Origin of the sequence: Mucilaginibacter sp. KACC 22773, assembly GCF_028736215.1 — a bacterium.
Classification (GTDB): domain Bacteria; phylum Bacteroidota; class Bacteroidia; order Sphingobacteriales; family Sphingobacteriaceae; genus Mucilaginibacter.
This window is the reverse complement of record NZ_CP117883.1, coordinates 1415968-1437622: the sequence shown is the minus strand read 5'-3', so window position 1 is coordinate 1437622 and position 21655 is coordinate 1415968. Positions and strand designations below refer to the sequence as shown.

Below are 21655 nucleotides of genomic sequence, written 5' to 3'. Positions count from 1 at the left end.
ATTTCAGTTTAAAGTTGGTTCACGAAAAACAGGTATAAATAACCCCATATAAACCGTTAGGTGCACTACCATGTGCCTGCTGATAGCCTGCCCAATTTCATGGATGGCCTGTACACTTAACGGGCTTTCATAATCGGCATTACGCGGGTCGGGCACAGGCTCAAAATAACGCTGTATATCGTCATCCTGTACACGGGCGTTACGGTCGTACCACTCACCCTGTTCCAGTTGCAGCATCATGGTGATAAATTCCCGGCCATTATAAAACTCGATGATAAATTGCGGCGCATAGGGCAAATCCCATTGCTCAGGCGGCACCTCGTCCACCTGTATCCGGGTCATGCCCCGGCTGAGCTCCACATCGATATAAAATTCTTCCATCAGAAACAGATTACAAATCTAATACTAAAAATATTAGCATTTTAATATCTTTGTAAAAAAAATTTAGCACTGAAGGGACAATGACGTATATCGCATGGCGGTGAAGACTCACCCGGCGAGGCTGCGCCCGCCACCCTCTCTTCGGCTTCGCCGGAAAGAGGGACTTGAAATTTTATCACTTGTTTTTTTGATAAACTTTTGATATTCAACGTTCAAACCCCTCTTTCCACCGCAGGTGAAGAGAGGGTGGCCAGCGTAGCGTACCCGGGTGAGTCTTAGCCAGCGTTCATGCGAATGTTTATGTAAATTTTAGTGCGCAATGGATAGGGACGAAGCAATAACGGTCTGTTTTATATTTTTAGACAGATCTTCTTAGAAAAAATTGGAGGTTGATATGGAACAGCTATGTTTTTTTCCCGATGCCGGGCAAAGTAAGGGCCTGCCCACCCATTTATTAGATTACCGCCCCGGCCTTTTTAGTGAGCAGGAAAGCGACAGCCTGCTCCAAAAGTTTATTGCCGAAACTCCCTGGAAACAGCGCATGCAAAGGATTTATGATAAAGACGTGATTACCCCACGCCTCACCGCCTGGTACGGCGACCCGGAGGTTTATGATTATGCTTCCCTAACCCAAAGCACACCCAATTACTGGACGCCCGAACTGCTGATGATTAAAAATAAAATAGAACCATTGGCCGGCATCCAATTCAACAGCGTATTGCTCAATTATTACCGCGATGGCAACGACTCGGTAGCCTGGCACAGCGACAGCGAAGATGTACTGGGTAAAAACCCCGTCATTGCATCGGTAAGTTTTGGGCAGGTACGCAGCTTTGATATCCGCAGCAAACAGCATCACCATGAAAAATATTCTGTACGGCTGGAGCATGGCTCATTTTTGCTGATGAAGACCGGCCTGCAGGAGCATTGGGAACACCGCATAGCAAAATCGGTAAAACCGATGAAGGCCAGGGTTAATTTGACGTTTAGGGTGGTAATATGATCCGTTTTTTTGTGGAGACGTATAATTGCGTCTGCCTGAGTTGTAAAATTTCGCAAAATTCTGAAAGTAAAAATGGCGTATATCGCATGGAGGTGAAGACTCACCCGCCGGCGCTACGCGCGGCACCCTCTCTTCGGCTTCGCCGGAAAGAGGGGCTTGAAAATTCATTATTTTTTTCTCTATAATATATTGATATTGAGCATTCAAGCCCCTCTTTCCACCGCAGGTGAAGAGAGAGGGTGGCGGGCGTAGCCTCGCCAGGTGAGTCTTAGCCCGCATGCAAATCACACATGCAAGGTCCGACCTGTAAATCCGACCATGAAAATTCTGAATATCCTACGGGAGACGCAATTATGCGTCTCTACAATTTTAAAGGAATAAACCCCTTTTGTCATCTTAACGCAATGAAGTTTAAATGGTTAAAATCTTTTTGATACTTGTTCGTCTAACCTAAGTATGAAGAAAAGAGTACTTGCCATTGTATTGCTATGGCTTATTATTGATGTTTATTTTTTTGCGGCGGTACAAACGCTTACCGCCAATACAACGGTTTACCTGGCCTACTGGCTTTTTGATGGCTTGCTGGGCGCCACTATCGTTTTAAGCGCCTTTACCGGTAAAACCAAAGTTATATCGTGGTTAATGGCATTAATGCTGTTATCATTTGTGCCTAAACTTATTGGCAGCATTGTTTTATTACTGGAAGATGTTACGCGCCTGTTCCGTGGCTTTCCGCCGCATAGCGTGGGCGTAAGCCAGTTTGTGCTCATCATAGCCGGGGTGTTTTTCCTGCTGCTGTTGTTTGGTGTTACCCGCGGCCGCCACTATTACAAAGTAAGGCGCGAGACGTTGTACTTCCCCGACCTGCCCGAAGAATTTGATGGTTTTACCATCACCCAGTTATCTGATATTCATTCCGGCAGTTTCAGCGATGCCGAGGGTGTGCAAAAAGGCCTCGACCTGGTGAACGCCCAACAGAGCGATATGATATTATTTACGGGCGACCTTGTAAATAACCACGCTGCCGAAATGGATCCCTGGATACCGGCCTTTGCCAAACTGGAAGCCCCTTATGGCAAATATTCGGTATTGGGCAACCATGATTATGGCGATTATATGCGCTGGGATAATGTGAACGATAAGCATGACAACCTTGTACGCCTGAAAAATGTGCATAAGGAAATAGGTTTCCGCCTGCTTTTAAACGAATCGTTAACTATTGATAAAAATGGCGAGTCGCTGGCGCTTATCGGCGTAGAGAACTGGGGCAAGGGCGGTTTCCACAAATATGGCGATTTGGAAAAAGCCGCCGCACGCGTGCCCGATGATGCATTTAAAGTACTGATGTCGCATGACCCATCGCATTGGGATGCGGTAACTATGGGGCATCACCAGCATGTTCACCTTACTTTATCCGGCCACACCCATGGTGCGCAATTTGGCTTTGAATTGTTTGGCTTTAAGTGGAGCCCCATTAAGTATGTGTACAAACAATGGGCGGGCCTGTATGAGCAAAGCGGCAAATATTTATACGTAAACCGTGGCTTCGGTTTCCTTGGGCTGAAAGGCCGTATAGGCATCTGGCCCGAAATTGCAGTGCTTACTTTAAGGCGTAAATAGTTATTTTTGACGGCATGAGCCAACCTGTATTGCCCCTTTCTGCTATCAATTTTTTAACCGACCTAAAAAATAACAATAACCGGGAATGGTTTACCGCGCATAAGGAGTTTTACCAGCAACAGCTTGGTTTTGTAGAGGGTTTTGTAGATGCCATGCTGGCCAACTTAAACCTGCACGATGTTATTGAAACACCAACCGGCAAAAAAAGCATGCACCGCATTTACCGCGATACCCGGTTTGGTAAAGATAAAACGCCTTATAAAACCAATTGGAGCGGCAGTTTCAGGCGTGCCACCAAATACAGGCGCGGCGGGTACTATTACCATTTTGAGCCCGGGAATGCCTTTATTGCCTGCGGTTTTTGGGCGCCTAATCCGCAAGATTTAAAACGCATCAGGGATGATATTGCTTTTGATGCTAAGCCCTTGCGCAATATCCTCAACAGCGCAGCTTTTATCAAAAGCTTTGGCACGCTGCGTGGTGAAACTGTAAAAACCGCACCAAAAGGTTACCCTGCCGACCATGAAGCTATCGACTTGTTGCGGTACAAGCAATACCTGGTAGTGCACCACTTTGCCGACGAGGAATTTTTGAGTGCCGGCTTTTTTGAAAGCATTTGCCAGGCATTACGGGATATGCGCCCCTTTTTAGATTATATGAGCGAGGCGCTGGTGACTGATATTAATGGGGTGATTGATTAGGGCGGGTGTATTCGCCCACTTATTTAGTGTCAATTTGGCTAAAGCCACCTCGTGTATTCAGCTATCCGTCGACTAAAGTCGACGGCAATGAATTTCAATTCTATCTATTTCAATCTTCATTTTCGTCGACTTTCGGCATCATTCCTGAAGAAGAATTAATTTCACCTCCATTTATTCCTGGCTCATTGCCGTCGACTTTAGTCGACGGATAAATACAGAATCACAATCTGGCTTTAGCCTAAACAGGCGGTATTTCAATAAAGTTATGTTGATTTGATTAAAAATACTCAACCATAAAATCCCACACCTTAACTTTGTGATACACACCTCAATTAACCATCCCCGCTATGGCCAGTCAAACCACCAAATCCCAAAACATTACACAAGCGGTACCTTTTTTCATGATTACCGAAATGGAACGCTCATTACACTTTTATGTGGAAGGATTAGGCTTTACGCTGGTTAATCAATGGGTACCAAAAGATAAAATAGAATGGTGCTGGCTTCAGCGCGGCGGCGGTGCCCTTATGCTGCAAACCCTGCATAAGGACATGCCCGTGCGCGGTTTGGGGGTATCTGTTTGCTTTCAGTGCCAGGATGCGCTGGCATTGTATCACGAGTTTGTGGAACATGGTCTTAAACCCAATGAGCCTTTTGTTGGAAACAATATGTGGGTAGTTACCATAAAGGATCCCGACGGCTATAACCTGGATTTTGAAAGCCCGACAGACGTACCGGAGGAGACTAAATATTCGGACTGGAGCAAGAGTAATAACACGGTATGATGCGGTTGGCGCTCTATCGATAAAACATAGTATATTTATATACATATCCTTTCCTCATGAAAATAGAATCCGTTATCCCCGTGCTTTATTCCGACGATGTTTCGCGCAGCCTGGCTTATTATACCCAGGTATTGGGCTTTGAAGAACAGTGGACATGGGACGATATCCCTACATTTGGAGGTGTACTGGTTGGCAATACCACCATCTTTTTTTGCAAAGGCAACCAGGGCCATGCCGGAACATGGCTTTGCCTCAATGTTGATAATGTGGATGAATATTATGCAGCTATTAAAGAAAAAGGCGCTGTAATTTTATCGCCCCCCGAAGATAAACCCTGGTTTATGCGCGAGATGCTGGTAAAAGATCCCGATGGGCACATTTTGCGGGTAGGCCACAATATTGAGTGCGATTAGCGAAGGATCTGAAGGCAGAAAGCAGAAAGCAAAAAAACAGACTCTTTTGGTAAATTTCAATTATTTAATATGCTGCAAAACCGTGTAAGCCCTCATGGCGATATTATCAAAACCAGTGCACGTGGTGCCTGGATAGGTAACCGTGGTCAGCTGCATGGTAATACCAAAACCATACTGCGCCCTTTTAAGCTTAAAGCCTGGATTACCTGCCTGCTGCAGTTTAAAGGCAGGCATCGCGAGGTGATGTCGCCGGGGTTGTGGACAGAACTGTTCTTTTTGGATGAGGCCACCGCTTTTGCCGCCGGTCACCGCCCCTGTTTTGAATGCCGCCGCGATGATGCCAACAAGTTTAAAACAGCCTGGCTTAAGGGCAATCCCGAATATGGGTTCGACAAAAAAACGGCTATCGGAAAAATTGACGAGATTACACACCAGGAAAGGATTGATAAAAGCGGCAACAAAGTAACTTTCGATGCCGATGTACAGGGCCTGCCCAACGGTACTTTTATACAAGTTGACGGCGAATCCTACCTTGTATCCAATAGTCAACTTTATCATTGGACGCCTGCCGGCTATGAAAAACCGGGCTTATCAATAAAGGCGGGGCAGGTTACTGTACTTACACCCCGATCAACAGTCAACGCGTTTAGTGCGGGCTATCTGCCGCAAATCGCTCTTTAAGCCTCTTGATCAGTAATGCCGGGTTTCACACTTCGTTTTTTTAATATCCCTGTTTTATAGGAAGGGGCTTATCTTAGCATATTAATTATACAGGTTATGATTTTCCATTTCAAAAATAAATTCCCCCAATTGAACCCTTTTTGGGATAAGTACCTGGAATATCAGAAACGGCTGGAGGTACCTGCTAAAACAATTTTGCTGGAAGAAGGAAAGGTATCGCAGCATTATATTTTTATTGAGAAAGGCTGTGTGCGCGCGTTTTTTTATAACAAGGGGGATGACAAAACTGTACAGTTCTTTTTTGAGGATGAAGGCCTCGCTTCGCTCGAAAGTTTTGTCAATAATACGCCAAGCGCGTTCACTGTTGAAACGATAGAGCCTTCCATAGTTTATTTGCTTCCCAAACAATACGTAACTCAATTGATGGATGAACTAAGCCGGGAACCCGATTTTTCACAATTGACCCTTCGGCTATCTGCCGCCAGGCAATCCCATTACATCAATGAACTTGTTTCTTTCATCAGGGATACGCCCGAAGAGCGTTATCAAAAACTGCTGAACGAAAGACCTCATATTGTGCAGCGGGTACCGCAACATTACATCGCATCATACCTGGGTATCAGCAAAGTACACTTAAGCCGTATTAAAAGCAAGCTTGCAAAAGGCAAATTACATTTCTGAACTTGATAACATATGTTATCGTTGCGGTGCTACGTTGCGGGCTAATTTTGTCTTAACAAAAAAATAAAAAGATGAAAGCAGCAGTAATGTATCAAAAAGGGGAATTACCTCAATATGTTGATTTTCCGGAGCCGGCAATTCAAAATAGCGATGAGCTATTGGTAACGGTAAAAGCCGTGGCCATTAAACACTTTGATAAGGGGCGTGCCGCCGGCAAACACTATTCAAGTGATGCGCCTGCGGCAAGCGGCCGGGTAATTGGAGGCGATGGCGTTTGCCTGTTGGAAGATGGAACCCGGGTTTATGGCATGGGTGTGAGTGGTATGCTGGCCGAAAAAGCAACCATTAACAAAGACCGGATAGTAAAAATACCCGAGGGACTTGATGATACGGCAGCAGCAGCCTTGCCTAACGCCGTAATAGGCGCGGCAATGGGTTTACGGTTTAAAGCGGGTATTAAGCCGGGCGATGTGGTACTGGTAAATGGCGCTACCGGTTTTACAGGCCGGGTGGCCGTGCAAATTGCCAAACATTATGGCGCAAAAAAGGTGATTGTAACCGGCAGAAATCAAAAATCGCTTGATGACCTGCTGACGATGGGTGGCGATGAGGCGGTTTCTGTTTTGCAGGATGATGAACAATTTAAGGCCCGTATTAAAGCCATCCATTCACAGACACCTATTGACATTATTATAGATTACCTGTGGGGCCACACCGCCGAAATGATACTTGCTTGTTTAAAGGGCGATGGTTCATTTACAAACAAGGTACGGTATGTATCGGTTGGCAGCATGGCGGGCGATATCATACAGCTCTCCGCCGCCAATTTAAGGAGCGTCGATCTCCAGCTCACCGGGTCGGGGCTTGGCGCATGGTCAAAGCAGGAGGTTGGCCAACTTTTTACCACTATACTGCCCGAAATGTTTGCCCTTGCGTCCGAAGGAAAACTCAAAGTAGATACCATCGCTGTTAAACTGGAAGACATTGCCGAACTTTGGAATTTAGACGTTCCGGACGGGCAGCGCCTGGTTGTAACCATTTGATGCTATCCCGTTGATACAGAAGCCCAAACAGGCAGAACGCCTGTTTGAAATTGTATTTATAAGCCCGGATATTTCAAAAAGATAATAACCGGGCTTATTTAATTAAGGTGTTCAATTTGTTACCTTATGCTTTGCCAATTTATTGAACGGCGTGCGCGCCAACTTTGTACGTACCAACAGCAGCCACATTAGGGAATGCAAGGTTAACGCGGTTGTAGCTGTTAATGGTGATAACAGCCAAAGTTAAATCAACCAATTCTTCTTCAGTAAACTGTTCGCGGGCTGCCACGTAAATTTCGTCGGGTACGGGACCACCTGCAATTTTTGTCAAAGCTTCGGCCCATGCAAATGCAGCGCGTTCCCTATCGGTATAAAATGGAGCTTCCCGCCAGGCATTTAACATATACAGGCGTTGTTCGGTTTCGCCGTTGGCACGTAAATCTTTCGAGTGCATATCCAGGCAATAGGCGCAACCGTTAACCTGTGATACCCGGAAATAAATTAAATTTAAAAGCCTTTGCTCAACCGGCGACTTAGCCAGGTAGATGCCCAAACCATACAAAGCTTTCATAGCGCCCTGGCCTTTTTCAAAAACATTGAGTCGTTGTTTCATGGTGTTATTTATTGATGTTTTACTTATGCCCTAATAGCGATTGAGATGTGCGGAATAGGACATATGCTTAAAAAAATATGGCTATCCCCAATTAATTACATCCACCTGTTTTCCAATACCTGGACCTATAATCATGACACCGGCAAAGGCGACGGTGATTATCCAATAAATTTTTGTGGAGTTTATAGATCTCTAAAGGGCTGCAACGGAGACCCTGCCATTAGGTATAATCACATAAAATCCATGGCCGCCATAATCGCAGCCATGGGCAATCAAATAACTGATTTCAAATACTTTATTTCAGTTCGTAAACTACTGCTTCATAAGGTTTAAGCGTTCCGTTTGTTGAAGATTGGGGATAATTACCCAATAAAACACTGGCTTTGCTAAAATCTACCCCGGTGTTGGTTGTGGCCGCCTTGCTTGTAAAATTTAATAATACCAGCAATTTTTTACCATCCAGTTCCCTGGTATAGCTGTAAGTATCGGGGTTTTGGCCATCAAGCAGGGTGTATTTGCCATATACAAGCACCAGGTTGTCTTTACGCAGTTTTACAACCTTCCTGAAATAGTTAAGGGCACTATTGGGATCCTTTTCCTCGGCAGCCACATTAATGGTGGTGTAATTAGGATTTACCGCAATCCATGGTTTTCCGGTCGAAAAGCCGGCATTTTTGCGGTTGTTCCATTGAAAGGGTGTGCGGCTATTGTCCCTGCTTTCAAAACTCATACGTTGTAAATACTTTTGCATATCGGTGCCAAGATTTTTCTGGCGCTGGTATTCGTTCAGGGTTTGCACGTCACGATAGTCTTCTGCTTTACTAAATCCGGCATTGGTCATTCCCAGTTCGTCGCCATTATAGTAATAAGGGGTACCGCGCATGGTCATTAAAAACGTGGTCAGCATTTTTGACGATACCGCCCTAAACTCCGGGCTATCGTTGCCAAACCGGGTAACCAGCCTTGCCTGGTCATGATTGGCCAGGAAAATGGAGAGCCATCCTTTTGCAGCAAACGCGCTATCCCATTTGGTAAATATCTGCTTTAAATGCAACACGCTATAACCATCGGGTTTGGCTATGTCTACTGCTTCAAACGCATAAGCCATATTCAACTCATTCCTGTCGGCATCAACCAAATTGTGTGCATCTTCAAAAGTATTGCCGGCCCCTTCGGCTACGCTCATTACATTGTATTTGCTTAAAACCTGCCGGTTCATCTCCTGCAGGTAACCATGCAGGTTGCCCTGCATGCCGTAATACTGGGTAAAGTTTTTTTCGAACCCATTCGGGAAAGCCGGGAAGGTGGTATCTTTTGCCGCAAACTGGAAAGCATCCAGCCTGAAACCATCGATGCCTTTGTCGCCCCAAAACTTCATGATATTGTATACTTCCTGCCTTAGTTTGGGGTTTTCCCAGTTAAGATCCGGCTGCTTGCGCGAAAAATAATGCAGGTAATAGGCATTGGTAAGCGAATCATACCGCCACGCATCGTGGTTTACATCAAAAAGGCTGTAACGGTAAGGCGGCTTGCCTTTTTCGGCATTCCACCAATGGTAATATTCGCGGTAAGGGCTGTTGCGCGAGCTGCGGCTTTTTTTAAACCATTCGTGTTCATCGCTGCTATGGTTTACTACCAGGTCCATCACCAGTTTTATTCCGCGGGCGTGCATGCCCTTAAGCATGGCATCAAAATCGGCCATGGTGCCAAAATCTTTCATAATATCGCGGTAGTCGCTTACATCGTAACCGTTATCGTCATTTGGCGACCCATATATCGGGTTAAGCCAAACCGCATCAACCCCTAAACTTTTGATGTAATCAAGTTTGGCAATTATTCCCTTTAAATCGCCAATGCCGTCGCCATCTACATCATTAAAACTGCGCGGATAAAGCTGGTAAACCACAGCCTCTTTCCACCATTTACGAACAAGGCTATCTTTACTGGGCAGGTTGTTTTGGGCACAGCTGTAATTACTGCCCAATAGCAAAAAGGCAGCACTTATGATAAGCGTGTTAAAAATTTTCATGATGAGCAAATAACTAAACAGCAGCAGGTTAAATTGGCGTTCCTGGTAATAATGTTCAAGTTATAACATTTTATGCATGCTACAAAATATGTTTAAAAAACACAGCAAATTAATAGTGTTAACAATACACATTTATCCTTAAAAACATTAAATTTATACATTATTATAAACCAATTGCCTTATCCTAAAAAAGGCACATCAATACGTTAAATGAGAAGACTTTTTTTACTCGCGTTTTTATTTTTCAACCTTGGCGTTAAAGCACAAACGCTAACACCGCGACAGCAGTTTCCGGGCTTGTTTGAAGCCGTTCAGCTTGGCCAGATTTTTCCGGACAATAAAACTTTTGTAGATGCTGTGCCCAAACAGGATCCGGCCATGATCATGAAAGCCTACCAGGACGAAAAGGATAAACCTGGCTTTGATATTAAAACATTTGTACTGGCACATTTTGATATGCCGGTTAGCCATAGCTCGTTCCAGACCGATATTGAGGCGGGTATCCGCAAACACATTGATACCTTATGGCATGTTTTACAACGCCATCCGGATGAGGCCAAACCATTTTCGTCATCACTGGCTTTGCCAAACCCATATATAGTGCCGGGTGGCAGGTTCAGGGAAATTTACTACTGGGATTCGTACTTTACCATGCTGGGCCTGCAGGAAAGTCACCAGGTAAAGGTAATTCACAATATGGTTGAGAATTTTGCTTACCTGATTGATAAATATGGTTTTATACCCAATGGTAACCGGGCTTATTACCTCACGCGGTCGCAACCGCCATTTTTTGCCATGATGGTAAACCTGCTGGCAAAAAACGAAGGAGAGAAAGTATTGGTCCATTTCAGGCCGCAGTTAATCAAAGAATATGAATACTGGATGCGGGGCTGGGAAGGTTTGGCCGCTAACCAGGCCTCGCACAGGGTTGTGAAAATGGCAGGCGGCGAACTTTTGAACCGTTACTGGGACGAGAGCGACCAGCCACGCGAGGAATCATTTGTGCAGGATGTAACCGCCGGTAAAGAAACCCAACAACCGCTGCCACAATTTTACCATAACATCAGGGCGGCAGCAGCCTCGGGCTGGGATTTCAGCACGCGTTGGTTTGATGCGTCGGGCAAGCTGCCAACCATACAAACAACCGACCTGGTACCGGTCGACCTGAACTGTTTGCTGTATAACCTTGAACTTACCATAGCCCGCAGCCTTAACCAAATTCAAAACGCCAAGCTGGCCAAGCTATACAGCAAACGCGCCGCCCGCCGTAAAGCCGCCATTTTAAAATACTGCTGGAACCAGAAAACAGGCTGGTTTGATGATTATAACTGGCAGCTAAACCAGCTATCAACCGTACCTACCCTGGCTGCCGAATTTCCGCTGGAATTTAAGATTGCAACTGTTGAACAGGCCCGCCTGGTAGCCGAAGGATTAAAGAACAACTTCCTGAAAGCCGGTGGATTGGTTACCACCCTTAACTTTTCGGGTCAGCAATGGGATGCACCAAATGGCTGGGCGCCATTACAGTACATGGCCATTGATGGTCTGGAAAACTACCACTACAACACCCTGGCCAAAGAAATTGCCACACGATGGTTAAGGCTAAACATCCGGGTATTTAAACAAACCGGCAAGCTGCTTGAAAAATATAATGTAGTTGATACCAAACTTACCGCCGGCGGCGGCGAGTACCCCCTGCAGGATGGCTTCGGCTGGACCAACGGCGTGCTGCTGCACCTGATTAACCGGTACCATATTGATACCGAACATGAAAGCAAAGATTTGCCGGAAAATCAGAATTGATGATCTTACGATACCTGTTGCTAATCGATAATTATGAATGTAGCTACAAAGTGATGAAAGACTTACGAAGTTTTAAAAACTTCGTAAGTCTGCTAATTTTTGCAATCTAAAGTTGTCTTTTACTTTATTGTATAAGTCGCCTTGTTAACTCCAACGCCGGTTATCTTTAGCGATTTCCAGTTGGATGGCAGCTTGCTTTTTAACTGTGTAATACCTGTGGGGGTTATATCCAACCCGCCAAAACCCATGAGTAAGCTTTGGATAATACCGCCAGCGCCTGTTGCAAAATAGGGATTGGTACCTCCCTTGGTTTCGGCAATTACTCGGAATGGCGGGTTAAGGTTTGGCTCGTAAGCATCCTTAAAAAAATGATATGCTTTATCACCGTTACCCAGGCGGGCATATAGCAGGGCAAAAACAGCCTGGGTCATGGCCGGGGTCCCTTCGTTGGGTACACGGGTTTCGTAGTATTCCAGGTCTTTTTTAATCTGCCCGGCATCGGTTATCGTTTTCAGCGGATAGGCCAACAGGTTAACATCTGCCTGTTTAATACCTTCGCCGTTATAGGTGGCATGTTCGCGGGTTACGCCGTTATCCATTTTCAGGATAGGGATATTTTGCGCTACCAGCTGCCAGTCGGCGTCCGCTTTTTCTCCCAATATTTTGGCAGCGGCGGTTGCGTTTTGCAGGTTGGCAATGGCGGCAGCATTTGTAAAGGCATTGTTATCAATATTTTCGGCCCACTCATCGGCGGCTACCACATTTTTGATATCGTAATGGCCAGTGCCGTTACGCTCAACCCGGCTTGCCCAAAAATCGGCAGTTGCCGATAGTATGGGCCAGCCTTTTTCGCGCAGCCATTGCTTGTCCTGGGTTACGCAATAATAATTCCAGGCAGCCAGGGCAACATCGGCAGTAATATGGTGCTCAAACGGCCCACTCAAGGCCCAAACGGGGGTTTCTTCTACCCCGCTATCGGCACTTTCCCAGGGGAACATAGCCCCTTTATAACCATGCGAAAAAGCATTTTTACGGGCGGCATCCAGCCGCTCAAAACGGTATTCGACCATAGATTTGGCAATCTCGGGGTGCAGCACCAGCATGGCGGGATACATCCAGATATCGCAGTCCCAAAAAATGTGGCCGTTATAGCCCAAACCCGAAAGCCCCATTGGCGACGGCGAGTAAGCAGTACCCGCGCGCGAAAACGAATACAGATGATACAGCATGCTGTGTACATCCTGCTGCGCCTGCGCGTCGCCTTCAATCTGGATATCGCTGGCCCAAAGGTCGTCCCAGGCTTTGTTGTGGAATTTGATCAGGCGGTCGCGGCCTTCCAGTTTGGCAAAAATAGTGAGGCGCTCGGCCTCGTTTAACGGATCAGCATGGTGTACCGACGTTATGGATGAGCCCGTAACCGCGTATTTATAAGTTTCGCCGGCGGCAACGGCTTTGCTGAATTTCATCAGGTGCATGTTATTATCCCACATTTCGTGAATAATACGCGGCTCCTGGCCGTGCGGCTCGTTAAATAAAAACGAAGTGGATGCACATAACTGCATTTTACCGGTGGGACTTTTTGCTGTAGATGTTAACAGGCTAATGGTTACATGCGGCCTGTCAATCTCGTTATAATAGTTTTGAACTTCCTTTAAGGCATCCGGCGCTTCCATTACGCTGGCCGATGTAATGTTGATGGCCTTTTTGGCTATAACGGCCACGTCCATCAATACGGTAAATGGCAATTGTCGCAGGGAATAGTAAGTGTATTTGATAGTTGCTTTATCACCATAATCAAACGTGGTGGTAAAGGCGGCATGCTGCATATCCAGTTCCTGCTTAAAATTGCTGATATTTTTGGCATCAATACGTCGGCCATCAATCTCCAGGTACATGTTCAGCAGGTTAAAACTGTTTAAAAAATTGCTCACCCTACCCCTGCCGTACAGGTCATATGCCCCTGCAAGCACCACATTTTTCACCTTAAAAGGCTCAGGTGCCGATACAATACCTATCATCCCGTTGGCAACGGTGATGCCGTAATAATTTGCCGGGTCTATTTTATCTGCTTTAACCGTCCATGGGTCGGCACCCTGGGCATTTGCTGCAACAGGAACAACAAAGGCCAGTAACATGAGCCATTTTGATAGCTTATTCATCATCAATATCGTATATATTATTTTTTTAATTGCAGTTTTTTTACCACCAGCTGCCCAATTTCGGCACCTTGTTCATTGCCCACAACACAGGCGTTTTTAAAGTGGATGCCACCCAACACCCGAGACATGGCTGCTGACTTTGCGGCTTCCCTGAATGACTTGAAGGAGAGCGGCGCTATCCCAAATTCCATCTCCGACGAATCGGTATAGGCAAAATTATCGCCAAACTTGCTGGTGAGTACCTCAGCAGCGGCCGATGATATTACCGCGTGCCCGCTGCTGTATTCGGGAAAAGGTGGGGTTTGGATATACGGCCGCCAATCAGCATTAATGTATTTGGTGATAATAGTTTCGGGGCGTACGTAGTTTGAGCGGTATTTTAAATACCAGCAATTGATAAAACCATCAAATAAAGCAATGGCAGTTTCGGTGTAAACACTCACTGTGGTGTTAAAATCAAGCTTTTTGGCGCGGGTAACTGTTCCGGTAATATTCATCCAGTGGCCTCCCGGCGAAAACTTTTTGGTGGCAAATGAGGCATGGCCCACTACGTTCAGCTTAAATGCGTTGTCGTCCCAAAAATCGGCCTGGTGCTTTTGTTCGGTGGTAAGGCTGTCGACAATGTTTTTCACTTCAAGCGCCTGCAGGTAAAACCTTCCGTTTTTGTTTTTAACGTCAAAAGCCGGGGGATCCGGCGGGATTAATTGCGACGCAGAATCCAAAACCATTGGCCTTATCTCGCCCCAGTGTGCTTCCAGTGCCTGGGCATACATAGGCGGCGTCGGGATCCAGCGGCCATCCTGCTGTTTCACCGTAAATTTACTTGCCGACCGGGTTTTTAAATAATTATCGCCTTTGCTCCACTTCATGATAGATTTGGCCACTTTATTGGCATAATTTACCGATCCTTCAAACAAATCATCGGGCATGCCGGCATCTTTTGCTTTTTGCTTAAGCCCATCTACATACTGGTCCATACTGCCTTCCGGAAACGTTACCGCATTACCCACAAAGCAAAATGCCAGCAGCGATGCAAACTGGTAATCAACCGTGGTATCTTTTGAAGGTTTTGGTGTTGGCGGCAAATGTTTGATTTGGCCGGCTAACGACCTGAAATGCGCCGGATCGCCGGCCGCGATAACCTGGTAGGCTGCGATATTGGCATACACATAATTACGTGAAGCAGTAACCGGCGGAAAGTTGTTCTCCAGCACAATATCGTTTAATTTCTTTACGGTAACACGATACAGTTCAGGATCGTGCATTATTTTTTGGTACTCGGGCTTTTTGCAGGAGGAGAGTAAAAATAGCCCGCCCGCAATACAAATTAGAAAGGATCTCATAAATTATAAAATAGGTTGAAAAACAAGCCGGACAAAGAGGATAATCCTGCTGTTTTTTGCATTGATTGACAGCTAATATAGGCTTTTATATCCTATACTACGCTATAAAAAGGGGGTTTTTATGTGATTTTTTGCTGGAATTTAAGCTACCCAAATTTAATTAACCATTACAAAGCTGCAGCATCAATATCATTTGAATTGTACAAGTAACGGATTGATTATTACAAACGATTGCAATACTAATAATGGCAATTTTGTATCATAAAAATTATCAAAATGGAGAGTAAAAATAAAATAGCCTTAGTTACCGGTGGCAGCCGGGGCTTAGGTAAAGATATGGCGCTTCGGCTTGCCGAAAAGGGTATTGATGTGATACTTACCTACAACAGCAAACTGGCAGAGGCGCAAGATGTGGTTAACCAAATTCAACAAAGCGGCAGAAAAGCGGCAACGCTACAACTCAATGCCGGCGACATTAAAAGCTTTGCCGCTTTTACTGATCAGGTTAAAGATATTTTAACCAATACTTTTGGTGCAAACCGCATTGATTTTTTGATTAATAACGCCGGCATCGGGGGATATAAATTGATTGAAGAGGTTACCGACGAGTTTTTTGATGAGCTGCTAAACATTCATTTTAAAGGCGTTTATTTTTTAACGCAAGGCTTAATCCCACTGATGAATGACGGCGGGGGCATTGTTAACATATCCAGCGGTTTAACCAGGGTATCTTTTCCACGGTCGTCGGTTTACGCTGCTATGAAAGGAGCCGTTGAAGTATTTACCCGTTACCTCGCCAAAGAGTTAGGTTCAAGGGGCATCAGGGCCAACACTGTGGCACCCGGCGCGGTAATGACAGATTTTGGCGGCGGGCACTTCCGGGCAAGTGAAGAAACACAAAAACAAGTAAGCTCGGTAACGGCATTAGGCCGGCCGGCTGTGGCCGAAGATATTGGCGGCGTAGTAGCCTTTTTATGTACCGAAGATGCGCGGTGGGTAAACGGGCAGCGTATTGAAGCTTCGGGCGGCATGCTGGTATAATAAAACTGAGTAAAAAGCAGGGCAGTACTTGATTGAATGGTGCGTCCTGCTTTTACCTGCCGCTAATGGCAATTGCTGATAACAATGCATTAATTGCTAACTTTAAATTTCGGAAAAGCAGTATGATTACCAATACATCTCTCGAAGATTTTTACCACCGGAACGGCGCGCCGTTTCATGGTGGGACGAGTAAAGAGCTTGGCCATTTCAATGTATTTGAAGCCGAAAAGTTGTTTGATAAAGCGACCGGAGAAAGAATAATGCCTTACAGCCGCAGGGCGTACTACAAAATTAGCTGGTTGAGAGGCAAAAGCAAGGCCGAGTATGCCGATAAGGTAATAGATATACAGAAAAACGCCCTGCTGTTTGCCACACCAAAAATCCCCTATCGCTGGCTGCCCAAAGATGGCAACCAAACCGGTATGTTTTGCATTTTCACGCCCGATTTTCTTTCGCCAGGCAAGTCGGCGGTATTGTTGGATGAATTGCCCATATTTCAACCGGGGCAGGTACCGGTTTTCCAGGTTTCCGAGACAGAGATAAACGAAATTGAATACATTTTCAGAAAGATGCAGCGGGAGCTTGATGCCGATTACCAGTACAAATATGACCTTTTACGCACCCTGGTTTTAGAGCTTATACATTACGGGCAAAAATTACAGCCGATGCTGGCCATAAGTACCGCGCAAAACGCGTCTGAACGGATATCTTCCCTGTTTATCGAATTGCTGGAACGGCAATTCCCGCTTGAGCCCCCGCACCAAAAACTTGGTTTGCGAACCGCCAAAGATTATGCCGACCGCCTGGCTGTGCATGTTAATCACCTGAACAAGGTACTAAAAGAGGTTACAGGCAGTACCACAACCGAAATTATTGGTAACAGGATAATACAGGAGGCTAAAATATTGTTGAAACAAACCCATTGGAGCATAAGCGAAATTGCCTATGCACTGGGTTATGATGACCCTGCCCATTTTTCTAAATACTTTAAAAAACAAACATCGTTTACCCCTGTGGCGTTCAGATCATAGGGAAAAATATTTGCCTGCTTTTTATTTGGGTATACCATCGCTTATTTGCGTTTCGAATGCCGCGCATTGGTCCATTATATTTAAATTTGGACGCCCCTTTATAACCCAAATGAAGAAAACCGTACTGATAATTTTTGCCGCTGTTGTAGTTATTGCAGCCCCTATATATTTTATAATCCCATCTACTCTAACCGTAAGCAACCAGCTAACCATCGAAGCATCGGATGGCGTGGTGGCCAAATTCCTTACCCATCAACAACGTTGGGACAAATGGTGGCCTGGCACAAAAATCAATGAAAACCAGTTTGCTTATGACGGGGTACAGCTCACCATCAATAAAACCACCAACGGCGGTGTAAATGTAGATTTGCAACAGGGCAGTTTTAAAATTAATGCTGATATTAATTATTTAGCGGGAGATTTTTCGGCAAAAGTAACTTTGGGGGGCAAAAAACAAAGCAGCATGAATCCGGTACAACGGGTAATGAATTATTTTGCAGCACGCGATCTTCAAAACAAAACAGGGCAGGTTTTAGCCCGCTTCAAAACATTTTTAGAGGATCAGAAAAACGCCTACGGTTATAAAATTTACATAAATAAAGTTACAGACCCGTTTTTACTGACAACAACGGCAAGCGCCGCTACCTACCCCGATATGGAAAGTATATATAGCAGTATTGAAAACCTGAAAAAGGAAGCTATAGCTAAAGGAGCCAAAATGACTAATTTCCCGATGTTGAATATCACCCAGGTGGGCAGTAAAGAATACCAGGTTAGCTATGCTATCCCCATTGATAAAAAAATAACGCCGGGTAAAGGATCGATTATCAACAACCTGGTAATGGGTGGCAATTTACTGATAGCCGATGTAAAGGGCGGCCCCAATACGGTAAACGATGCCTTTGAAGAAGTAAGGATGTATATGAAAGATCATAAACTGGTAGCTCCTGCCATGCCTTTTGAATCGATGGTGACCGATAGGTATCTTGAAAAGGACACCTCAAAATGGGTTACCAAAATATACTACCCCATATTTTAAAGGATAATTATTGAGTAACCAGCATCAGCCTGCCATCATAAGTGACGATGAGGTAATTGTTGGATGTGGCCCTTTTTATAGTACTGATGAACGGGAGCTCCTGGAAATTAAAGGCCGCATTCACCATATAGCCGGGTGCCGAAAACTTTTTTTGATTTTTATCATAGTGCAGACCAACCAGGCCTAACGCATCGTACTTACCTTCGTAAGGTACCACGCCCCAAAAGTTGCCATTCAACAGCAAATCCCCGGCTTTATTATTCGCACGCATAATTGACCGAATGGGCGCCTGCTGGTATTGATAAGGCAAGGGCTCAAATTTGGTGGCATGCAGCACATCGCTCACAAAAATACTGCTGAACTGATTGGCGGTTAAACGGTTTTCTTCATCCAGTTTATCTTTAAATATTTCGGCGGTGGTTTTATCGGCCATTTTTTGGTAGCTCAGCCATTCCTTTTTCAGATAAGGCAGCTCCTGCTCCAAATCGTTTTTAGGGCGAAATGGATAGTATTGTCCTTTTACACAATAGGATAGTATCAAATCGTTTTTACCATCTTTATCCAAATCGCTATTGTAAGCATACAAGGGCTGTTCGGGGGTTACATTGTATTTATTGTTGGTTCCCCAATTACCTGCTACGAGGTCGGCTTTGCCATCGCCATCCACATCGGCCACCATTACCGATTGCCACCAGCCTTTTTGGGCTTCCAGCACCGGTGATGAAAATTTATTCAGCTTTTTGCCATCATTCAAAAATAGCTGTACGGGCTGCCACTCGGCGGTGATTACCAAATCGGGTTTACCATTGTGGTCAATATCGGCTGTAACTATATCCGTTACGTACTGAATGGCAGTAATATCATTGTACTGTTTATCATGACTCACCTCGAAATTTCCATTACCCTTGTTAATCAAAATGGTCGACGGGCGCGGTGCGGTATAGTTGGTATAAGAAATGCTGCCCGTTAATAAAACATCATTCCGTCCATCTCCATTAAAATCAAACACGGCTATTTTAGCAGTTTGATTAACTATTTTGGGTAATGCCTTATACTCGAACCGGAAATTTCCTTTGTTAATGTACAAACGTGGCGGCAGCAGTTTATCACTTTCCTGTAAGGGGTGATTGGTGCTAATCACCAGTAAATCGGGTTTGCCATCATTATTAACATCGGCCCAAACAGCCTGTCCATCGCCGTAATCTTTAACCTGGTTAAATTGCGGCACCAAAATTTTGGTATAGCCACCGTTTTTTTCGCCTGCCAGCAGGTATTTTTCTTCGCCGGCAAAGCCGCCCACGTAAATATCATCAATACCATCGCCATTAACATCGGCCACGGCAACAGCAGGTGTATGCGGCAAATAAGTATGCGGCAACAATGAATAGTAATTAAAATCGGGCGTATCAAAAGGCTTTAACCTTGCCAATAACTTAGCCTGAACCGGCGTATAATCAAAGGGTTGCTTATTACTGATAAATGTATTTATTACCGAGGACACATCGCCGGTTGATTGCGTTTGGTCGCTGTCAAATTTTATTACTGTTTTAGTGCCCGGCTTAAAATCCCTTATCAACTGCCAGCTGTTATCCGGCCATATTACCAACATTTCCTGCGGCTTATCGCCCGGCAGAAAGGTAAAAAGCAACTCGCTGCTCAGGTTGCTCGCATAAGCATTACTGGTTTGAATTTCCTGGTGGTCCAGTTGCTTACCCGATTTCAGGAAAAACCTGGTACCAATACCATCCGGATTAGCTTTGGTATATTTAACAGCATATTTTAAATAAGCCGGGTTATCTTTCCCCCTACCTTCCATGGTGGTGTTATTGTAAATGTAAGCCTGCTCATCCATGTTGTTGGTCACAATTTCCAGGTCGCCGTCATTATCCAGATCGACGGCTACCGAGCCCGCCGAGATAGAGGGCTTTTGCATATCGTTGTTAAAAGATGCATCGGTGAATTTTAGCAGGTCATCACCGTGGTAAAAAAAATTGTGCACTGCACCATCAGGCATCATATTAATTTTATCCTTATCAAATACCCGGCTGGTTTTGTATTCCTGCATCACTTCAGGATTGCCCAGGTATTTCAGGTAATCCATATCGTTAAGGCGTTTTTTTATCCCGTTGCTAAAAAACATATCCTTGCGGCCATCCATATCAAAATCCTGCACCAGGGGCGACCACGTCCAATCGGTAGCCGATACCCCACCGTATAAGCTCATATCAACAAACTTATTGCCATTGCCAACATTAAGCTGCAGGCAATTTTTTGAGTACTGGTAATAATACCCGGCATTAACTTCCTGGTTGTAAATATCCAGTGGCTCGTCATTTATGGTCGACCGCAGTGCTTTCAAATCCTCGGGCAACATATCGGTGGTGAGCACGTCCAGGTGGCCGTCCTTATTGATATCGCTGATGGTGTTACCCATCGAGAAGAGGCTGGTATGGCCAAAAGCACTTTTTAGCTGTTCCTTAAAAGTGCCATCGTGCTGGTTGATGTAGTAATAATCCTGTTCAAAAAAATCGTTGCTTACATAAATATCGTCCCAGCCATCATTGTTCAAATCGCCAATGCTAAGGCCAAGGCCATAGCCTATCGGGGCGCTGTAAATGCCCGATTTGGCAGTAACATCGGTAAAATGCCCGTTATCGTTCCTAAAAAGATGGTCGCCTGCATCGTGGCTGTACTTAAACCTTAGGGTAGAATCGCCATAGGTATCGTTGCTATGTACCGATGAAGTAAGCAGGAACATATCCAGATCGCCATCTTTATCATAATCAAAAAAAGAAACCTGGGTGGAGAAGCCCGCAAAATCGAGCCCGTATTTGGCGGCAGATTCGGTAAACGTCAAATCGCCGTTGTTAATGTAAAGCTGATTTTTACCTTTAAAGCCTTTATAGCCCGATACTACCGATACATAAATATCTTTAAGCCCATCGCCATTGATATCAACAACTGTTACGCCGGTTTTCCAGTTACCTGTACCCGCTACGCCCGCTTTGGCGGTAATATCCTGAAACTTTAATTTCCCTTTGTTAAGGTAAAGTTTATTGGAACCCTGGTTAGATACAAAATACAGATCCTGCAGGCCATCGTTATTAAAATCGGCAGCAGCTACGCCAGCGCCGTTATAGAAATACAGGTAATCAAGAATGTTAACAGAATCGGAAACGATATTTTTGTTTACAAAATCCAACCCGGTTTCATTAGCAGGTAATAACTTAAAAACGCCCTCGCCCGCCTTTTTAGGTTTGCAGGCCGATAAAAAAACCGTCATCATAAA

At 45.0% G+C, this 21655-nt stretch carries 18 protein-coding genes; 12 read left to right on the top strand and 6 right to left on the bottom strand.

What is annotated here, in order from left to right:
* Positions 1-3: 3 nt before the first annotated feature.
* Positions 4-381 (bottom strand): hypothetical protein, encoded by a 378-nt coding sequence (locus PQ469_RS06335; RefSeq protein WP_090651156.1) that lies wholly within the window; start codon positions 379-381, stop codon positions 4-6.
* Between the two features lie 394 nt (positions 382-775).
* On the opposite strand from PQ469_RS06335, the gene PQ469_RS06330 reads away from it, so the two are divergent.
* From PQ469_RS06330 to PQ469_RS06295, 8 genes are all read left to right on the top strand, one after another.
* On the top strand, positions 776-1384 hold the full coding sequence (locus PQ469_RS06330; RefSeq protein ID WP_274212177.1) for an alpha-ketoglutarate-dependent dioxygenase AlkB family protein: 609 nt from the start codon (positions 776-778) through the stop codon (positions 1382-1384).
* A gap of 456 nt (positions 1385-1840) precedes the next feature.
* Entirely contained in the window at positions 1841-3004 is a 1164-nt protein-coding gene (locus tag PQ469_RS06325; RefSeq protein WP_274212176.1) for a metallophosphoesterase, read from the top strand.
* Positions 3005-3018: 14 nt separating this feature from the next.
* The gene (locus PQ469_RS06320; protein WP_274212175.1) at positions 3019-3705 is read left to right on the top strand and encodes a DUF2461 domain-containing protein; all 687 of its coding nucleotides are present in this window, start codon (positions 3019-3021) and stop codon (positions 3703-3705) included.
* Positions 3706-4052: 347 nt separating this feature from the next.
* Positions 4053-4490: a VOC family protein gene (locus PQ469_RS06315; RefSeq protein WP_274212174.1), complete on the top strand. Its 438-nt coding sequence runs from the start codon at positions 4053-4055 to the stop codon at positions 4488-4490.
* A gap of 56 nt (positions 4491-4546) precedes the next feature.
* The gene (locus PQ469_RS06310; RefSeq protein ID WP_274212173.1) at positions 4547-4903 is read left to right on the top strand and encodes a VOC family protein; all 357 of its coding nucleotides are present in this window, start codon (positions 4547-4549) and stop codon (positions 4901-4903) included.
* Between the two features lie 69 nt (positions 4904-4972).
* Positions 4973-5584: a hypothetical protein gene (locus tag PQ469_RS06305; RefSeq protein WP_274212172.1), complete on the top strand. Its 612-nt coding sequence runs from the start codon at positions 4973-4975 to the stop codon at positions 5582-5584.
* Between the two features lie 96 nt (positions 5585-5680).
* On the top strand, positions 5681-6265 hold the full coding sequence (locus PQ469_RS06300) for a Crp/Fnr family transcriptional regulator (protein ID WP_274212171.1): 585 nt from the start codon (positions 5681-5683) through the stop codon (positions 6263-6265).
* A 71-nt stretch (positions 6266-6336) separates the two neighbouring features.
* Positions 6337-7308: a quinone oxidoreductase family protein gene (locus PQ469_RS06295; protein WP_274212170.1), complete on the top strand. Its 972-nt coding sequence runs from the start codon at positions 6337-6339 to the stop codon at positions 7306-7308.
* A gap of 139 nt (positions 7309-7447) precedes the next feature.
* On the opposite strand, the gene PQ469_RS06290 is transcribed toward PQ469_RS06295, so the two are convergent.
* Positions 7448-7921 (bottom strand): carboxymuconolactone decarboxylase family protein, encoded by a 474-nt coding sequence (locus tag PQ469_RS06290; protein WP_090651166.1) that lies wholly within the window; start codon positions 7919-7921, stop codon positions 7448-7450.
* Between the two features lie 295 nt (positions 7922-8216).
* A complete protein-coding gene (locus PQ469_RS06285; RefSeq protein WP_274212169.1) occupies positions 8217-9950 on the bottom strand; it encodes a glycoside hydrolase family 13 protein in 1734 nt (577 codons plus the stop codon).
* 210 nt (positions 9951-10160) lie between these two features.
* Here PQ469_RS06285 and treF point away from each other — a divergent pair, with 210 nt between their 5' ends.
* A complete protein-coding gene (gene treF, locus PQ469_RS06280; protein WP_274212168.1) occupies positions 10161-11753 on the top strand; it encodes an alpha,alpha-trehalase TreF in 1593 nt (530 codons plus the stop codon).
* Between the two features lie 119 nt (positions 11754-11872).
* Here treF and PQ469_RS06275 read toward each other — a convergent pair whose 3' ends face one another.
* Together PQ469_RS06275 and PQ469_RS06270 are read right to left on the bottom strand one after the other, a co-directional pair.
* On the bottom strand, positions 11873-13915 hold the full coding sequence (locus PQ469_RS06275) for a kojibiose hydrolase (RefSeq protein WP_274212167.1): 2043 nt from the start codon (positions 13913-13915) through the stop codon (positions 11873-11875).
* 14 nt (positions 13916-13929) lie between these two features.
* The gene (locus PQ469_RS06270; protein ID WP_274212166.1) at positions 13930-15255 is read right to left on the bottom strand and encodes a vanadium-dependent haloperoxidase; all 1326 of its coding nucleotides are present in this window, start codon (positions 15253-15255) and stop codon (positions 13930-13932) included.
* Between the two features lie 276 nt (positions 15256-15531).
* On the opposite strand from PQ469_RS06270, the gene PQ469_RS06265 reads away from it, so the two are divergent.
* The 3 genes from PQ469_RS06265 (at position 15532) to PQ469_RS06255 (ending at position 18366) form a co-directional block, all read left to right on the top strand.
* A complete protein-coding gene (locus tag PQ469_RS06265; protein ID WP_274212165.1) occupies positions 15532-16296 on the top strand; it encodes an SDR family NAD(P)-dependent oxidoreductase in 765 nt (254 codons plus the stop codon).
* A 65-nt stretch (positions 16297-16361) separates the two neighbouring features.
* On the top strand, positions 16362-17327 hold the full coding sequence (locus tag PQ469_RS06260; RefSeq protein ID WP_274212164.1) for a helix-turn-helix domain-containing protein: 966 nt from the start codon (positions 16362-16364) through the stop codon (positions 17325-17327).
* 109 nt (positions 17328-17436) lie between these two features.
* Entirely contained in the window at positions 17437-18366 is a 930-nt protein-coding gene (locus PQ469_RS06255; protein WP_274212163.1) for a GyrI-like domain-containing protein, read from the top strand.
* A gap of 7 nt (positions 18367-18373) precedes the next feature.
* On the opposite strand, the gene PQ469_RS06250 is transcribed toward PQ469_RS06255, so the two are convergent.
* On the bottom strand, positions 18374-21652 hold the full coding sequence (locus PQ469_RS06250) for an FG-GAP repeat domain-containing protein (RefSeq protein WP_274212162.1): 3279 nt from the start codon (positions 21650-21652) through the stop codon (positions 18374-18376).
* Positions 21653-21655: the final 3 nt, after the last annotated feature.

What these genes read in the sequence shown, in the direction of transcription:
- PQ469_RS06250 (WP_274212162.1), bottom strand. Translation starts at nt 21,652, where the DNA reads ATGATGACGGTTTTTTTATCGGCCTGCAAACCTAAAAAGGCGGGCGAG.
- PQ469_RS06310 (WP_274212173.1), top strand. Translation starts at nt 4,547, where the DNA reads ATGAAAATAGAATCCGTTATCCCCGTGCTTTATTCCGACGATGTTTCG.
- PQ469_RS06315 (WP_274212174.1), top strand. Translation starts at nt 4,053, where the DNA reads ATGGCCAGTCAAACCACCAAATCCCAAAACATTACACAAGCGGTACCT.
- PQ469_RS06325 (WP_274212176.1), top strand. Translation starts at nt 1,841, where the DNA reads ATGAAGAAAAGAGTACTTGCCATTGTATTGCTATGGCTTATTATTGAT.
- PQ469_RS06305 (WP_274212172.1), top strand. Translation starts at nt 4,973, where the DNA reads ATGCTGCAAAACCGTGTAAGCCCTCATGGCGATATTATCAAAACCAGT.
- treF (WP_274212168.1), top strand. Translation starts at nt 10,161, where the DNA reads ATGAGAAGACTTTTTTTACTCGCGTTTTTATTTTTCAACCTTGGCGTT.
- PQ469_RS06285 (WP_274212169.1), bottom strand. Translation starts at nt 9,950, where the DNA reads ATGAAAATTTTTAACACGCTTATCATAAGTGCTGCCTTTTTGCTATTG.
- PQ469_RS06335 (WP_090651156.1), bottom strand. Translation starts at nt 381, where the DNA reads ATGGAAGAATTTTATATCGATGTGGAGCTCAGCCGGGGCATGACCCGG.
- PQ469_RS06270 (WP_274212166.1), bottom strand. Translation starts at nt 15,255, where the DNA reads ATGAGATCCTTTCTAATTTGTATTGCGGGCGGGCTATTTTTACTCTCC.
- PQ469_RS06260 (WP_274212164.1), top strand. Translation starts at nt 16,362, where the DNA reads ATGGCAATTGCTGATAACAATGCATTAATTGCTAACTTTAAATTTCGG.
- PQ469_RS06330 (WP_274212177.1), top strand. Translation starts at nt 776, where the DNA reads ATGGAACAGCTATGTTTTTTTCCCGATGCCGGGCAAAGTAAGGGCCTG.
- PQ469_RS06275 (WP_274212167.1), bottom strand. Translation starts at nt 13,915, where the DNA reads ATGATGAATAAGCTATCAAAATGGCTCATGTTACTGGCCTTTGTTGTT.
- PQ469_RS06290 (WP_090651166.1), bottom strand. Translation starts at nt 7,921, where the DNA reads ATGAAACAACGACTCAATGTTTTTGAAAAAGGCCAGGGCGCTATGAAA.
- PQ469_RS06265 (WP_274212165.1), top strand. Translation starts at nt 15,532, where the DNA reads ATGGAGAGTAAAAATAAAATAGCCTTAGTTACCGGTGGCAGCCGGGGC.
- PQ469_RS06295 (WP_274212170.1), top strand. Translation starts at nt 6,337, where the DNA reads ATGAAAGCAGCAGTAATGTATCAAAAAGGGGAATTACCTCAATATGTT.
- PQ469_RS06255 (WP_274212163.1), top strand. Translation starts at nt 17,437, where the DNA reads ATGAAGAAAACCGTACTGATAATTTTTGCCGCTGTTGTAGTTATTGCA.
- PQ469_RS06320 (WP_274212175.1), top strand. Translation starts at nt 3,019, where the DNA reads ATGAGCCAACCTGTATTGCCCCTTTCTGCTATCAATTTTTTAACCGAC.
- PQ469_RS06300 (WP_274212171.1), top strand. Translation starts at nt 5,681, where the DNA reads ATGATTTTCCATTTCAAAAATAAATTCCCCCAATTGAACCCTTTTTGG.